Raw genomic sequence first — 14,590 nt, forward strand, 5'->3', positions numbered from 1 at the left:
CACTATTGTCAACTTACTCCCCTAAAAATTAAACTGTTAATCCTATATTGCGGTAAGGTAAGCGAACCCACAAAAGGATTAGATTTATGGAACGCAAAGTAGCTGTAGTTACCGGGGGAATTGGGTCTGCCATTTGCAGACGTCTGGATAAAGCAGATTATCAGGTTATTCCCTGTTATTTTAAAAATGGAAATCTGAGCAAGCAAAGAAATGGCAGGCACTCCAACAGCAGCCCTGTTCGGTTTTAGTAAAAGTTTGCCCCTGGAAGTAGCAAAAAATGGAATTACGGTAAACTATCCCTAGATATATTGAAACGCCGATGCCTGCCAGTATATAAACTGATATTCTTCAACCTATTATTGGATCTATTTCTGTGGGCGACTGGTCAGCCTGAAAAGTTTGCCTATGCTGTGGTTTTTTTAGCTTTGGATAAGTCTGGATTTATTACAGGTGCTCATATTACATCAATGGTGGACAGTACATGTAATTTATGAAATAAATTAATCTACAATGGATGGAGTCGTTATGGATAATAAAAAATCAGAAACACTGTATGAAAGAGCAGAGGAACAAATCGATGGAATCGTCTTGTATTTATTAAAAAAATATGCCATAAAAAAAGAGCTGTTACCGACATTTGATACTGAGTTGCAAGAGGAAAATGAATTCTAGAATAGCAAATTATCGATAAACAATTTTCTGGTTTATTGCGAAACCAGAAAAATTTTTTGTCACTATAAGGACATGGCAATGAAATTTGATCACCAAACCACATGGATTATTGCGGCGGACACCACTACCTGTCGAATCTATCAAGCGACTACCAAGCCTTACGAGTTAACACTACTCAAAGAACTGCAACATCCTGAAAGTAAACTCAAAGATATTGAATTAACTTCGGATCGCTCAGGCCGCTACCAAACAGGTACATCCGCTCAAGGGATGTACAGCCAAGAATCCGATCCAAAAGAAATCGAGATTGATGCTTTTGCCCGTCAAATTGCAGAAGAATTAAACCACTCGAGAAACAAAAATGAGTATGAAAAACTTATTGTAGTTGCACCGCCACATATGAATGGACTTTTATTCCATCACCTGAATAAGCATGTTAATCAGTTGGTCGTCCATAATCTCAAAAATGATGTGATTCATTTAAAAGAGCATGAGTTATCTGAATTTTTAAGAAAAAATCTGGAGAAATAGACGCAAGAATTTCTATGAACTAATCCCGGAAGATTTTCAAGGTTCTTCCTTGTCGCCTTTATGGGATCCAGGGTCTATTACTCGAGCCAGAAAAAAATAGCGATTCGGATCCCGTAACGTTCAAGAGGCAACAAGTACCTGTTCTCTATGAGGAGGCTAGGCCGTTCCTGAATGAGTAAAATTTTAATGAACCAGTTGAACATCTTCTGCTAACAGGCCCTTTTGTCCTTTTCCTTGCTTAAATTCAACATGATCGCCTTCGCAAAGCTTTTTAAAACCATTTCCTTGAATTGAGCTAAAATGTACGAAATAATCTTGACCATCACATTGAATAAACCCGAACCCTTTGCGCTCGTTAAACCATTTCACGGTCCCTCTGATTTTCTCTGACATTTTCTTATTCCTTTATTAAAATAAATTCATTTTTGCATTTGCCCGCCGCAAAATATTTCATGAAAACGAGTATTAAATGCTCTCATAAAAATAATCATTCTAATTTTTATAATCTTTTTAGAATATTGTGGATCACACTTAGAAATTTAAATAAAAAACAGAGAATTGCAATGAGACTTGGTGACAGTTCTTATCTGCTTGCACTTAAGTTTTGATTTTCCGTGCCACTCCGGTTTTGATAGCTGCCTCTTTAACCGCTTGAGCTACTCTTTTGACCACGCTCGTATCAAATACGCTGGGAACTATATAGGTGCAACTTAGATACTGATCTTCTATGGTATTGGCTATGGCATAAGCAGCAGCGAGCTTCATTTCCTCGTTAATCTCTGTAGCCATACAATCCAGGGCCCCTCTGAAAATACCTGGAAAACACAGTACATTGTTAATTTGATTTGGATAATCACTACGTCCTGTTGCGACAATCGCAGCATGCTTTTTTGCCTCTTCAGGCATTATTTCAGGGGTTGGGTTAGCCATCGCAAAAACAATCGCATCCTGATTCATTTTTTTTATGTCTTGAGCATTAATCACCCCAGGCTTTGAAACTCCTACAAAAAGATCTGCACCCCTTATCACATCATGGACAGTGCCTTTTTCCATATTAGGATTGGTGTGTTCCGCATACCATTGATGGGCTGGATTTAACCCGGGTTTTCCCGCATAAAGCACTCCCTCACAATCACAGCCGATAATATTTTTTACACCAAGGTTCAATAGCATTTTAGTGCATGCAGTCCCGGCGGCGCCGATCCCTACCACTACCACTTTAATTTCTTCAATTTTTTTCTTAACCAGTTTCAGGGAGTTAATTGTTGCGGCTGCAAGTACTACCGCTGTGCCATGTTGATCATCGTGAAAAACGGGGATATCCAGTTCTTTTTTAAGGCGCTCTTCCACTTCAAAACAACGGGGGGCAGAAATATCTTCCAGGTTAATTCCTCCAAATACAGGTGCGATATGCTTCACTGTGGTAACAATTTCATCTACGTTTTGAGTATTTAAACAAATAGGGAATGCATCGACATTGGCAAATTCCTTAAATAGCAGAGCCTTGCCTTCCATAACAGGTATGGCAGCATAAGGCCCTATATCTCCGAGCCCTAAAACTGCTGAGCCGTCAGAGACCACAGCAACCGAGTTTTTTTTAATGGTTAAATTAAAAACATCTTCAGGTTTTTTATATATTGAGGTACAAATTCGGGCAACACCAGGCGTATAGGCAATGGACAGATCATCACGGGTTTTTAATGGGATCCGGCCTTTAATTTCAATTTTTCCCCCAAGATGGGCTAGAAAGGTGCGATCAGAAACATGGATTACTTCCAAATTGGAGATCATCCGCAAAACATCAACGATTAATTCTGCGTGTTTTGGGCCATAGGTGTAGATGGTAATATCGCGTATTTGGGCATCTGCCTCCACGCGAACGGTATCTATTGCCCCGATTTGTCCCCCCTCTTTTTCGATTGCAGCTGCTAATTTTCCAAAAGTACCGGGAGCATTTTTAATACGAATACGCATGGTAATGCTATTGGAGGCAGAACATTTTTGATTTCTCATAGCAACTCCTTAACCCATGTATTTATACCGCTCCCCCATTACTCCCAATAAAATACGGTGTGAGCCGGCTATTTAAAGCAGCTCGTCCTGATCCTTATCGATCGAACCAATAAACTCCGGATCAACCGATTTTCCAGGGATTTTCCGGTTTTCACTCGCCCATTCACCAAGATCTATAAGTTTGCACCGCTCTGAACAAAAGGGTTTAAACCGGTTCTCAGGACGCCAGGTATTGGGTTTTCCACATGAGGGGCAGATAATTTTTTTTTGGTAATTCATAACAGTCTTCATTAATTTAATTGAGATGGAGTATGCGATATACACCCATTGATTTTCAACTGATCTTTGAGGCCTATAAATTAATTATAGTATTAAAATGATGGGGGATTTTTCCCTAAGCTGAAACTATTTTTACCAAGCCTGTGGCTTCATTTCTCCACAGATTATTAAAAAACTGCAAGACTCGGTTCGCTAAACGGAGCTTAAGCTCACTGCAGAAATTAATATTTTCTTAATGATTAATGAGTATAATTGGCTCCAATATTTGAAATAAACGATTCATCAAAGCTCGAAAAACTTTTATTAGCAAGTGTCCAATCTGATGTTTCGCAGTAAACCTTTGTCATTTGTGAGCTCTATGACAATTTAATATAGGTCAAACTAAAATGCCTGATAAGAAATTTGAAATTCTTTCGTGCACCATTGATGAAGATCAAATGGCGGTTGCCAAACAGTGGGCTGATACATTTAGACATAATGCGAAAGATGATAGCGCAGTAAATATGACCCAGTTATTGCTGGCTTGTGTGGCCTGCGGTGACTTCAAAACCCGTCCTTTTCTCTCCCATTCAACTGAATTGCAAGCCCCTTCGGATGCATTAACCATTGCCGATTATATTTCTCATGCCAGCCGAATTATTCTTGATTATCAAAATCTCACTGGGACTAACCGGGAAGAGTTACTCAAATATTTTCCCGCTCCCGGAGAGAAAAATAACGTGTTTGCACGTTCAGCCACTCATAATGTGAATCGTAGTAGAGAAGGAGTGCCGGTTGAAGGCAAGGGAATGTTGATTGGCATTATGGGGCAATTACCGGGAATTATCAAAACACCGCAAGACTTTGGGGTTAACATCGCGATGGGTGGTGCAGGAAAAACGAATTTTTATGGAAAAAAAATATCAGATAATGGCTGCAGCGGTCATTTTTATTTTCATCGAAATGACAACGAACATTTACTCCTGCTTGGTCTGGAGCAAACAGCACCGGCAGCATCTGCCCTGGACTTTCTGCTTGGGGCAAAAAAATATCCCGAAGAAGTCCAACAAGATCATGACCAATTTGGTCAGGGACATTCTTTAAAAGGTGCGTCTGACACCTATACTGCTGCAGGATCTTTATACTTTAGCGATCCCGTTTATCAAGCAAAACTTCTATTGGAAAAAGGGGTTTTTCCACCCGATAAATATGGGGCTATGCGAGTCACAATTACTGATGAAAATTGGCCTCATATCAAACAATTTTTAGATGAACTGAAAATGGGGGCAGAGAAAGACCCTGAAGGGTTGGTAGAATTACTGTTAAGCAAACCTAAAACTGCAACGCCCCTTAAGGGTGACTTTAGTTCTCTAAGTTATATTGCTCTTGATTTCAATAATTATTTGAAACATGTATATCAGATACTCATTGAGGAAAGCGAATTGGAGGCCGAAAAAAAACTGCACCTCCTTGATTTGCAATCCAGGTTAGCCATTATGATCAAAGAGTTGCAAAAAGGCCATATCGAGAGTTATGGCCCCTTTAAACAGCAAATCAGCGAACTCATGCAACTCCAGGGAATACCACCCGAATATCAACAGGCTATTCTTCGCATCCAAAAGCTATTTGAATTACAGTTCAAAATTGATCCAAAACTTAAGCAAACCCACGAGGAACTCTTATTAAAAAACATTTATGACGATTTGCAAGAAGAAAGTAAAGTTATCCTGGAAAAACTGCTGGAGGTACAAAGGCATTTCCAACAATTACCTTTTGCCAAAGAACAGGATTCGCTAAATCTTTTTCTCAACCAAATTAATACCCACATCAAGGCGCTGCAAAATCCATTCTCCCCTATTCCCGAGGAGGTTGATTTATTGTCAAGCTGGGTAATGTGTGATAACCCTGTGTCGATTACACGAGAATCAATGGACCAGTTGAAGCAAACTATAGAAGCCGCCAAATCTTTCATCAAACCCATTGTTTTAACTGAAAAAGAAGAACTTTCTTTTTCCGAACTCTTATTAAATTGGGAAAAAAGATTTTTACCCTTTACCCAAATAAATCTTATTGATTATTCACAATTAGACTTTAATGATCTGGGACAGAAATTTAATGCCTATGTTGATGCTTTAGCACAACAGGCCGAAGAATTGAATTATTGGGGGCACCAACCCTCCCAAACAATGAATATCTTAAATAAATTCTTTACGAACCCACCCAAGCTTGAGCTTGGTCATGCTTTTGTGGGCCAGTACCGGGAAAGTACCGTCCTGAGACGTTTGTTTTCACTGGATCTTGCAAGCTTGGGTACCCTGCGTTTTAAACCCTTTGAAGAACCTAGTGAAGCATACAGGAAAATTCATCCTAATTCGTACTGGGATAATATCAATCTGCTTCTGACTGCCGGCTCTGATGTCATTGCCATGCTCCGCATCTTAAACAAACAACAGTCAGCCAAAGCTTCCTGGGAAGAAATGGCAGCTACGGCAAATTTACTTAAGGATGCTATAGAGCGCTTTAAAAAAGCAAATGAAGCAGTAGAGTATTTTCAAAAAAATACCCCCAATGATTCTGTAGAAGTTTTTGAAAGTCCTTTTTTTTATACTATCGAGGATGAAGCATTACAAAAAATGAACGGGGCACAACTTGCTACCCTGTGTCTGGAAGAATTAAATGCGAAAACTCCCAGTGTTCTGATAAAACGCATCGTCACGGATCAAGTACTATGTCAACGGATGGTTCAGGCTCTTCAAGATGAGGCGGCTGAATTTAACCGACGTAAAGATAATGTCGGGGAAAAAATCAATGCATTATGCCAGATTCGTCATTTTTGGGAATTAATACAACAGTTTAAAGAAAGCGTTGCTCAGGAAACAAAAGAGGAGCTCCTCGTGAAGTTGCAGCATGCAGCTGCTGAATCCCCCTTTATTTTCGGAGCTGCCGAAGCCCTTGAACAAGCACAAGACGAATTAAATGAGCTGCAAGAATTTTTCCTGCGGCTCCAGAGTTTGGCAGACAACAAAGACAGCATGACCGCCCTAGCCTCGTTAGAAGAAAAATATAAGGAACTGTCTGCGAAAGAGCAAAAACATTATGAAATGGACTTGATTAGAGCGCAAGAAGCCATTTATCACAATTATCTTCAAAAAATCAATGCCGCATCAACTATTGAAGAAAGAAGAATAAATTTTGGTATTTTAAAACAATTATTTGAAAAATTAGCGCCTGCCTCCAAGGTAGAATTGAGTCCGGAATATGAAATAAAACAAGTTGAAAATAATTTATTTGATTTGGTTTCCAGCCTTGAAAGTGCAACTTCAGTAAATGAAAAAGAACGGGTATTTGATAATCCTGTATGTTTGGGAACCCAGGAGCATTTTAACACCATAAATCCCGAACTGACGTCTGAATGCGCAAAAAGATGTCATCAACAAATAAAAAGAAGCCAATTTTTTTATGAAAATCTGCTGAAATCGGAGTTTTTAAAAAAATCTTCCCCAACCAAGCCGTTAGATACACTTTTAAATCAGTTTGGACATTTATTGGATGACTTTGAAGACACGCTTAAAATCCGCTTCATAGAAGCTGCTTTAGAAGATAATCTCTTCAGGCAGGCAATTTCGCAAAAAGCGGGGAATAAAAAGCTCACCCCAGCTTTAATTCAGGATTTACTTATCCTAAAGACCTTCCGTGACAAAAAAATTGCCCTAAGCAAGGAAAATGAATATGGAAATGAATATGATCAATCAATAAATAACTTCTATGAAAAAGCTCTGACCATCCGCTTATCAGAACTTCCCATAAAAAAACAGGCTGAGAACATCATGAAAGCGGCAACGTCTGAATTTAATCACCGCCATGATACTCGCCGACTCCTTGCAGACATTGCCATGATAGTTACTGCTTTTGTGGGCGTGGGAATTTTTATAGGCATAGGCCGATTAGCCACTGGTAAAACTTTATTTTTCAGTCAGGCAAAAACAGATAGAGAAATTGAGTTCAAAAATCAATGGATTTGTAATTATCCCCAGTTGCCGCAGGCAGACGATAACGAAATTCAAATCCTCACTGCCCCTGCTGCTTAATGTAAAAACAGGATCCTTGGGGGGTATTGTTATATTGTGTTCTTCCTGCATGGAAAGGACATGCCCCCACTCAGACCAAGGCACTCATCGCCACTGCCTAGGGCTCGCGACTTATTCACGGCCTGCAGGTGGGGCGATCAATTAACAATACCTCAAAAAATAGAAAGTTTGTTGCTGCATTGGAAAGAATTCGGGAATTACTCTATTCTTAAAAAGTTTGAGTCATCGATTCAAACCAAATTTTTTTAATCTATATTTATAAGGATATGAATAATGAATGCATGGAATAGTGTAATTTTTGTGAAAAGCAACAAGTCAATGTCTGACATGAATGCAATGGCGAAATGGGATGGCGTAGAGAGTATGTGGTCTACATCAGGTGAATGGGATTGGTGCATTAAGCTGGATCAAAAATCATCAACTCCTGAAAAAGCCGAGGCTTTCGTTGCTCGTATGCGTGACGGTCACTGGGCAACTGAAACCAAAACTAATTGGTGGAAAGAAGTTTCTGCAAAATAATTTTTGGACTCGGAGCTCATGCTCCGAGTCCATTCAATTGCAATTCATTCCACATCGTGGTCCAACTCTTGAGTCTCTCTCCTCTTTCGCGGGCTTTTTATACCGCAGACAATATCTAACCATTATGGCAAATAAAAATCTCAACTTGCAAAAAATTTCACAACAAAATCTGCGGCTGCAAAATTTTTTATAAAAAGAGTGTACGCGGATTAAAAATAAATTCCCTTAATATAAAAAAAGCTTTAAATTTTAAGTTTTACCGTTGAACGACTCACATGAAATCAAAACTTTTTTTCCTATTACTCTTTTTTATCAATGCCGCATTTGCAGATCCCTGGTTCACAGGCCCTTTGCTTGCACCTGCTGGAAGAACAATACCGGCAGGACATGTTAATTTTGAACCCTATGCATTTTTTAGCGGCTACCCAAAAGGATTTAGAAATTTTGAAGTAGTTCCTATTGTAAGCCTTGGGGTTCTTAGCTTTTTAGATTTACAAACTTCCTTGCCTTATGATTACAGTTGGGATAATGGACAACATGGAAACGGCATTGGAGATACCAGTTTGGCCGTAGGCGTTCAAGTTTTGCGACAAAAAGATAATTCTTGGCTTCCTGATCTGCGGGTTGTACTTCAGGAAATTTTTCCAACAGGACGCTATGAAAACCTGGATGCCGATAAATTGGGAACGGATCAGACAGGGCTAGGCGCTTTCCAAACCTATCTTGGGTTTAACTTTCAAAAATTGATTCTCTTGCCTAACAAGCATTATTTGCGCACCCGTTTGAGTTTGGTTGGGGCAACATTTAGCGATATCACCGTGCATGGAGTAAACGTTTTTGGCGGTGCCCCCGGAACAGTGGGCAAGGTAAAACTTGATAACAGTTATTCTGCTGATCTGGCGTTTGAATATACATTAACGCAACACTGGGTGCCTGTTTTCGAAGTGCTGTATGTACACAGTCCTGGAAGTCATTTTGATGGGAACCCTGGATTTACTCCCGGAGGGACAGTTGCCACTTTAGGAGGAAGGGCAAACGAACAAGCTTCGCTTGCTCCAGCAATTGAATACAATTTTACCTCCAATTTGGGGCTTATTGGCGGTGTTTGGTTTTCGGTGACCGGACCGCATGCTGCTAAATTTGTCTCTGTAGCATTAGCTCTAAACTGGTATTTTTAGATCCAAAGTGTAGAAATCAACCCTCTTTATCCTGTATAATGGCTATATTTTAACCACATAGTATTTAATCAGTATAGGTTGGGCCTTTGCGCCCACTATTTTTCATTATTTTCCAACTTGAAAAAACCATGGTCATCCTCTTTCCCGGAGACTAAATTAAGCAACCTATACTGAACAATTAAAAAAGGGATAAATATGTACTCATTTTTTAATTTACAAACCTTCAACGCATTAGAATTAACCTCCCATGACCGATTATTTTTACATCTGTTTCATCAGGCAAAAGATAACGAAAAAATAGATTTAATTAAAAAGCAAAAAATTGAAGTGATTGCCCGTACTGCTTATCATGAAAAAGAGTTCGAAACATTTTGTAATCGGGAAGAATTAAGGAGTTACTGGGAAGAAATCTGGTGTAGTTATGGTGCCGCATTATCGCTGCAAAAAAAATTGCCTGTAATTTTATTTTTTTCTCAACCTCAATTAAATCAGTTCAATTTGGTGCGGGGTGCATTTTTTTTTAATTTGTCTCAAGAAATGAGAAAAGAAATAAAACGCGATTTTGGCTATTCCGAGATGGAAGCAATCAAGATGGCAATTCAATACGGCTCTGTACATGCAGTCCAACGTTATAATGACTATCTTTATTCAAAACTTCAGCAAGCAAGCGACAATGACGCCGAGGCCCTTTATCAGGAACTTATTGCCAATAGCGAGAGAATGCTTCCTCATTACGGCAGTTACGGATATATGGTTTTAGCCGAAGCCTTTACCCACTATTGTTTTTGGCTGGTTAAAGAGCAGGAAATTGGAAAGATGCAATTAACTCATTCACGAGTTCTTGAATCACTGGATAAAGCAGAACAAATTTTAAAAGAGAGCCACTACAGCATTCAAAATGCAAGCATAGGGCAGGGTCTCAAATACAGTAATTCCCTGGGATTTGACTCACCGGCCCCAGCAAGGGAATTTTTTCTTCAATCCTATGAGGCATTGCTAAAGAGCGTGTGCACTAGCAACTCGATGCTGTTACCCACATAATAAAAGCCAAAAATACTTTAATAGTCTATATTATAATTAATTAATTTAATTCTTATTTCACAGAAATAAGAGAGGTTTTATTATTATGCCTAATATTTACATCAATTATGTAATCACCTCAAATAGAGAACTGCTTATTTCAAGTTATCATGATAAGGTACAGTCCAAAGCAAATGCGTTACCTCTGGCTAAATCGAAAGATAAAAACATTAAACCAAAAGACTTGCAGCAACTGGAGGAAATACTTCCCCAACCTTTTGATGATGGGATTGTGAAAACCAAGCTTCTTAATTTATTATCCACAATTGAAGGTGATTTTGATAAAGTAATCTACAAAGGTGATTTAAATCTCTGTACGCAAAAAAAAGAAGATTTGGCACCCTACTTATTTGACGGCACGTTGAACCGCTTTTTTGCCGGCAGGGATGTTCAATTAATTCTAGAATCAGCTAATAAAGAATATGTAGACAATGCCATCGAATTTGCCAATGCAATTGGCTTGACTGGCGCAGTGATTCAAACCAAATCTGGAACTCCTAAAGAAGAAGCAAGATCCCAGGTTTATCCCCAACCAGAAGCAGTGAGTAAAGAAAAAAGAGAAGATTTGCCTATTCCGGAATCCAAATCAAGTGAACTGGCTCAACCCAAAATTGCAGTGCAAAATACCGCTATTTTACTTGATGCTTTGGTGAAAGTTGGAGTTTTTAATACTTCGGGTACCGAGAACAATACCAACACGAGTGAAGAGAAAGAACAAATAAAACCTAAAGGTTTGACGAATTAAAAAGCGGAAAAAAAGCATCTTGACCTGCTTTTGTTATTTCTTTACGTCCGAGTTCAATAAAGAGATAAATTCATAGGGGCTCATGGGGCGTGAGAAATATATTCCCTGTCCATACTTGCAACCATAGTGTTTGAGCTGTTCCCTGATATCCCCATTTTCCACACCATCAGCAAATACCTCTACTTCAAAGATTTTTGCAAGTTTAATAATGGCTTCAACAATTTTAGATTTTTTCTTGTCTCTTGCCATGTCTAAAACAAGAGATTTTTCTATTTTAATTTCATTAATGGGAAAATTGACTAAATAAGTAAAGGAAGCATATCCGCTGCAAAAATCATGGATTGCGATTTTAATCCCCAGGTCGGTTAACTGGTTTAACACCTCAATAGATTTTGCTTGATCCGATAAACAAGCCCGCTCCTTGAATTCAAGAATCAGATATTCAGGAGGAATTTTATATTCAGTCGATAGTTTTCTGATAAAAACCGGTAATTTTTTATCAATTGCATCCTGGATTGATAAATTAACTGAAGCAAAAATTTTATATCCAGCTTTATGCCAAAGGGCTAATTGTTCGACTACATGGGTTAACATAAATGAGGTTAATTGCTGAATCAAACTCGAACCTTGAATTAAGGGAATAAATTTTTCCATACTGATCAATCCATATTTTTCGTGCACAAAGCTGACCATAGCCTCAGCCCCAATTATTTTCCCTGTTTCCAGCTCGACTATGGGTTGAAAATAGATTTTCATTTCCTGATCTTCTATTGATTTTTTTAACCCACTCATCATGATTCTGTTGGTAGTAAAATCCTCCTCCATATTGGCATGGTAGAGTGCATAAGGCTTTCCCTTCTTTCTTGCATGGAAAACTGCAGTCCGTGCATGATTTATCAAGGAAACGCTATTATTTCCATCCTGAGGATAAATGGCTGCCCCAGCAGTAGTACTAAGGTTGATATGAATATTGTCCACATAAAAATCAAGCGTGGTTGCCTCAACAACAGCATTCAATAACTTGTTCCAATTTATATTTTTATTTAACCTGGGTAACAATAGAGCAAATTCATCACTCTCAATCCGGGCTAAACTATTTATACCCATAGTTGCTTCGAGCATGAAAGGGGAAAGTAACATGTCTTTTAACTTTTTTACGAACTGGATTAAGACACTGTTTGCATTAAAATTACCAAAATTGTTGTGGATTACATTAAAATCATTCAATTTTAAAAGTACCACTGCTAACTCATTTGAGCGCTCAATCTTGTTGATAGCCTGCATAATTTGCTCCCCAAACAAAAGGGAATTAGGCAGCTGAGTGAACAAGTCATGCTCACTTTCATATTTTAATTTTGCCTCCAGATCGCCGCTTTTATAAAGAAGCTCCTGTGTTTTATCGGCAACCAGTGTTTCCGCGGTATTAGCCAACCCATAGCAAAACGATTGTCCCCAATAAGCAAACAAAAACGGCGTTAGATCAAGAATCCAAATAGCAGGATTTGATGTTTGCGCTCTGACAAATCCGTTTAGATTGATAAATCCTGTGACTTGATAGGACACGATAAGTGAAGCAATTAATATGCTGCAAATTGAAATACTTAAGCCAATATAAGCATATTTATTCACATAATCTTTAAAAACAGTGGAAGGCTTCGCAAGCTTGTAATTCGTATCCATAAGATTTTTAATTGATCTCCATATGTTAATTTTAGTACTTAATTTTAAAATTAGTTCAAAGCACTGTAAGTGTCTCCATTTTGTTTTTAATGAAACAATTAAAAAATTAAATTGACATCATAAAGTTTAATTTGATATGGTAAGCAAAATATAGATAAAATTTAATCAATCTGCCATCAATATGAATCATCGCACTACGAACCAAAGCACTATCCTCCCTGCAGTATTAACTGCACAGGTAATGCTATGCAATGATTCTTTGCCTGCAGCAATCTCTTCCGTAAATATTATTATTATTTTGCCCTCTTTCCCCTAGAGCGGTCAGTTATTTCTTCTCCGAACCTCTCTAGGGGAGGAATATCGGGTGTGTAAAATAACTGATTATTAATGCTGGAGGGTTCATGACTCAAATACCATTCTTTCGCTTTAAAACCCATTATATGCCCTTTGTGGTATGGTTTTTCCCACTCTCATTTTTTGCCTTTCAATTTATATTGCGCCTTTGGCCAGGTTTGATGATGCAAGAAATAATGGTGCACTTCTCAATTGATGCATCCAGTTTTGGTTTATTGGCGGCTTTTTATTATTATGGATATGCTGGAATGCAAATTCCGGTGGCATTATTGTTGGATAGATTTGGCGCCAGATTAGTGATTTTCGTTTTTGCACTTCTTTGTGGCTTGGGCGCTTTGCTTTTTACCTCTACGAATAATTTTTACCTGGCTTTATTTAGCCGTTTTTTAATTGGCGCCTGCTCAGCTGTTGGTTTTCTGGGAGTATCCAAGGTAGTCTCTGAATGGTTCCACACCGAGCAATACTCGCACATGATTGGATTGTCTTTTAGTGTCGGGCTTTTAGGAGCAGTCTATGGAGGAAAGCCCTTAACCCAGCTGCTTTCAACTTACGGAGGCCAACGTTTAGGACTGGTTCTGGCGATTGGTGCTATAGCTATAGGAGTTCTCGCTTGTATGGTGGTACGTACTCCCAAAAAATCTAAAACAATACCTACGAACAATATAAGCCTGTCGCAATTATCGGTTTTATTTACCTTTAAAAAATTATGGGTTCTTGCTTTAGCCAATTTGCTAATGGTAGGTGCACTCGAAGGTTTTGCTGATGTTTGGGGTGTTCCCTATTTAACTGCTGCCTATGGTTTTGCTAAATCAGATGCAGCCCTGCTTGTCTCCTTTATCTTCATGGGAATGTTGTTTGGGGGCCCCATGCTTGCGTTGCTGGCCAAAAAATTAGGTAATTATATGATCCTTGGAGCTTGTGGCGTCGGCCTGTCTTTAGCCTTCCTGGTCCTTCTCAGTGAGAATGTAAGTAATTGGTGGCTATTAAGTGCCCTATTCTTTTCTGTTGGACTTATGTGTTGCTACCAGGTTCTTGTATTTGCAACAGGTTCTGCATTCGTATCCAGCCAACATTTGGGAATAACCATCGCCTTTCTTAATTGCATCAATATGTTGGGTGGGTCTTTTTTTCATACGCTGATAGGTAAAATTATGGATTATTACTGGGAAGGAAACCTGTCCCAGGCAGGTTTGAAACAATACAGTCTCCAATCTTATCATCATGCCTTACTTGCTATCCCGGTCTGCGCCCTTTTGGGAACCGTACTGATTTACCTGCTTCATAAACGGACCCGAAAAAATTCAGAGAAGGAAACTGTGAAACAGACGACAATGGTTGAAGCCTAATTGCAAATGGAATGCATTTTTCTCCCGAAAGAAAGTTGGGCTTTCCGCCTAACTTCACTTTTCATGCTTTTGGGAATATTTTACTCCGAATCGAAGTATTTTTTTAAATTAAATGAGTCGTTAAGA

General features: G+C 38.8%; 13 protein-coding genes and 1 pseudogene. 10 read left to right on the forward strand and 4 right to left on the reverse strand.

Annotated elements, in window-relative coordinates:
• Window positions 1-86: 86 nt before the first annotated feature.
• The 4 genes and pseudogenes from KYQ_RS19705 to KYQ_RS08790 all read left to right on the forward strand — a co-directional run bounded on the left by KYQ_RS19705 (window position 87) and on the right by KYQ_RS08790 (window position 1,203).
• Entirely contained in the window at window positions 87-248 is a 162-nt protein-coding gene (locus tag KYQ_RS19705) for a hypothetical protein (RefSeq protein ID WP_010652941.1), read from the forward strand.
• Window positions 229-487, forward strand: a pseudogene (locus tag KYQ_RS19710) (SDR family oxidoreductase); the annotation flags it as partial. The gene KYQ_RS19705 and the pseudogene KYQ_RS19710, both read left to right, overlap by 20 nt.
• A gap of 38 nt (window positions 488-525) precedes the next feature.
• Window positions 526-672, forward strand: a complete 147-nt coding sequence (locus KYQ_RS19320; protein WP_019349884.1) for a hypothetical protein — start codon at window positions 526-528, stop codon at window positions 670-672.
• A gap of 78 nt (window positions 673-750) precedes the next feature.
• Window positions 751-1,203 carry a host attachment protein gene (locus KYQ_RS08790; RefSeq protein ID WP_010652940.1) on the forward strand — a complete coding sequence of 151 codons (453 nt, stop codon included), beginning with the start codon at window positions 751-753 and terminating at the stop codon, window positions 1,201-1,203.
• 183 nt (window positions 1,204-1,386) lie between these two features.
• Here KYQ_RS08790 and KYQ_RS08795 read toward each other — a convergent pair whose 3' ends face one another.
• From KYQ_RS08795 to KYQ_RS08805, 3 genes are all read right to left on the reverse strand, one after another.
• Window positions 1,387-1,596 carry a cold-shock protein gene (locus tag KYQ_RS08795; protein WP_010652939.1) on the reverse strand — a complete coding sequence of 70 codons (210 nt, stop codon included), beginning with the start codon at window positions 1,594-1,596 and terminating at the stop codon, window positions 1,387-1,389.
• A gap of 204 nt (window positions 1,597-1,800) precedes the next feature.
• Window positions 1,801-3,216, reverse strand: a complete 1,416-nt coding sequence (locus tag KYQ_RS08800; RefSeq protein WP_019349885.1) for an NAD-dependent malic enzyme — start codon at window positions 3,214-3,216, stop codon at window positions 1,801-1,803.
• A 72-nt stretch (window positions 3,217-3,288) separates the two neighbouring features.
• Complete coding sequence (locus KYQ_RS08805) at window positions 3,289-3,495, reverse strand: DNA gyrase inhibitor YacG (RefSeq protein WP_010652937.1); 207 nt, start codon at window positions 3,493-3,495, stop codon at window positions 3,289-3,291.
• Between the two features lie 386 nt (window positions 3,496-3,881).
• Here KYQ_RS08805 and KYQ_RS08810 point away from each other — a divergent pair, with 386 nt between their 5' ends.
• The 5 genes from KYQ_RS08810 (at window position 3,882) to KYQ_RS08830 (ending at window position 11,084) form a co-directional block, all read left to right on the forward strand.
• Window positions 3,882-7,562, forward strand: coding sequence for a LepB GTPase-activating domain-containing protein (locus KYQ_RS08810; protein ID WP_010652936.1), 3,681 nt, complete (start codon window positions 3,882-3,884; stop codon window positions 7,560-7,562).
• Between the two features lie 273 nt (window positions 7,563-7,835).
• A complete protein-coding gene (locus KYQ_RS08815; RefSeq protein ID WP_010652935.1) occupies window positions 7,836-8,081 on the forward strand; it encodes a hypothetical protein in 246 nt (81 codons plus the stop codon).
• 275 nt (window positions 8,082-8,356) lie between these two features.
• Window positions 8,357-9,259: a hypothetical protein gene (locus KYQ_RS08820; RefSeq protein WP_019349886.1), complete on the forward strand. Its 903-nt coding sequence runs from the start codon at window positions 8,357-8,359 to the stop codon at window positions 9,257-9,259.
• A 195-nt stretch (window positions 9,260-9,454) separates the two neighbouring features.
• On the forward strand, window positions 9,455-10,300 hold the full coding sequence (locus KYQ_RS08825; protein ID WP_010652933.1) for a DUF5630 domain-containing protein: 846 nt from the start codon (window positions 9,455-9,457) through the stop codon (window positions 10,298-10,300).
• A gap of 85 nt (window positions 10,301-10,385) precedes the next feature.
• A complete protein-coding gene (locus KYQ_RS08830; protein WP_019349887.1) occupies window positions 10,386-11,084 on the forward strand; it encodes a hypothetical protein in 699 nt (232 codons plus the stop codon).
• A gap of 33 nt (window positions 11,085-11,117) precedes the next feature.
• Here the strand turns inward: KYQ_RS08830 and KYQ_RS08835 are convergent, their stop codons facing one another.
• Complete coding sequence (locus tag KYQ_RS08835; RefSeq protein WP_019349888.1) at window positions 11,118-12,764, reverse strand: putative bifunctional diguanylate cyclase/phosphodiesterase; 1,647 nt, start codon at window positions 12,762-12,764, stop codon at window positions 11,118-11,120.
• Between the two features lie 401 nt (window positions 12,765-13,165).
• Here KYQ_RS08835 and KYQ_RS08840 point away from each other — a divergent pair, with 401 nt between their 5' ends.
• Window positions 13,166-14,464 (forward strand): MFS transporter, encoded by a 1,299-nt coding sequence (locus KYQ_RS08840; RefSeq protein ID WP_019349889.1) that lies wholly within the window; start codon window positions 13,166-13,168, stop codon window positions 14,462-14,464.
• Window positions 14,465-14,590: the final 126 nt, after the last annotated feature.

The organism is Fluoribacter dumoffii NY 23 (assembly GCF_000236165.1).
GTDB lineage: Bacteria > Pseudomonadota > Gammaproteobacteria > Legionellales > Legionellaceae > Legionella > Legionella dumoffii.

Bases quoted from the DNA above. Each gene is read 5' to 3' on its own strand.
- KYQ_RS19705 (WP_010652941.1), top strand. From the start codon at position 87: ATGGAACGCAAAGTAGCTGTAGTTACCGGGGGAATTGGGTCTGCCATT.
- KYQ_RS19320 (WP_019349884.1), top strand. From the start codon at position 526: ATGGATAATAAAAAATCAGAAACACTGTATGAAAGAGCAGAGGAACAA.
- KYQ_RS08790 (WP_010652940.1), top strand. From the start codon at position 751: ATGAAATTTGATCACCAAACCACATGGATTATTGCGGCGGACACCACT.
- KYQ_RS08795 (WP_010652939.1), bottom strand. From the start codon at position 1,596: ATGTCAGAGAAAATCAGAGGGACCGTGAAATGGTTTAACGAGCGCAAA.
- KYQ_RS08800 (WP_019349885.1), bottom strand. From the start codon at position 3,216: ATGAGAAATCAAAAATGTTCTGCCTCCAATAGCATTACCATGCGTATT.
- KYQ_RS08805 (WP_010652937.1), bottom strand. From the start codon at position 3,495: ATGAATTACCAAAAAAAAATTATCTGCCCCTCATGTGGAAAACCCAAT.
- KYQ_RS08810 (WP_010652936.1), top strand. From the start codon at position 3,882: ATGCCTGATAAGAAATTTGAAATTCTTTCGTGCACCATTGATGAAGAT.
- KYQ_RS08815 (WP_010652935.1), top strand. From the start codon at position 7,836: ATGAATGCATGGAATAGTGTAATTTTTGTGAAAAGCAACAAGTCAATG.
- KYQ_RS08820 (WP_019349886.1), top strand. From the start codon at position 8,357: ATGAAATCAAAACTTTTTTTCCTATTACTCTTTTTTATCAATGCCGCA.
- KYQ_RS08825 (WP_010652933.1), top strand. From the start codon at position 9,455: ATGTACTCATTTTTTAATTTACAAACCTTCAACGCATTAGAATTAACC.
- KYQ_RS08830 (WP_019349887.1), top strand. From the start codon at position 10,386: ATGCCTAATATTTACATCAATTATGTAATCACCTCAAATAGAGAACTG.
- KYQ_RS08835 (WP_019349888.1), bottom strand. From the start codon at position 12,764: ATGGATACGAATTACAAGCTTGCGAAGCCTTCCACTGTTTTTAAAGAT.
- KYQ_RS08840 (WP_019349889.1), top strand. From the start codon at position 13,166: ATGACTCAAATACCATTCTTTCGCTTTAAAACCCATTATATGCCCTTT.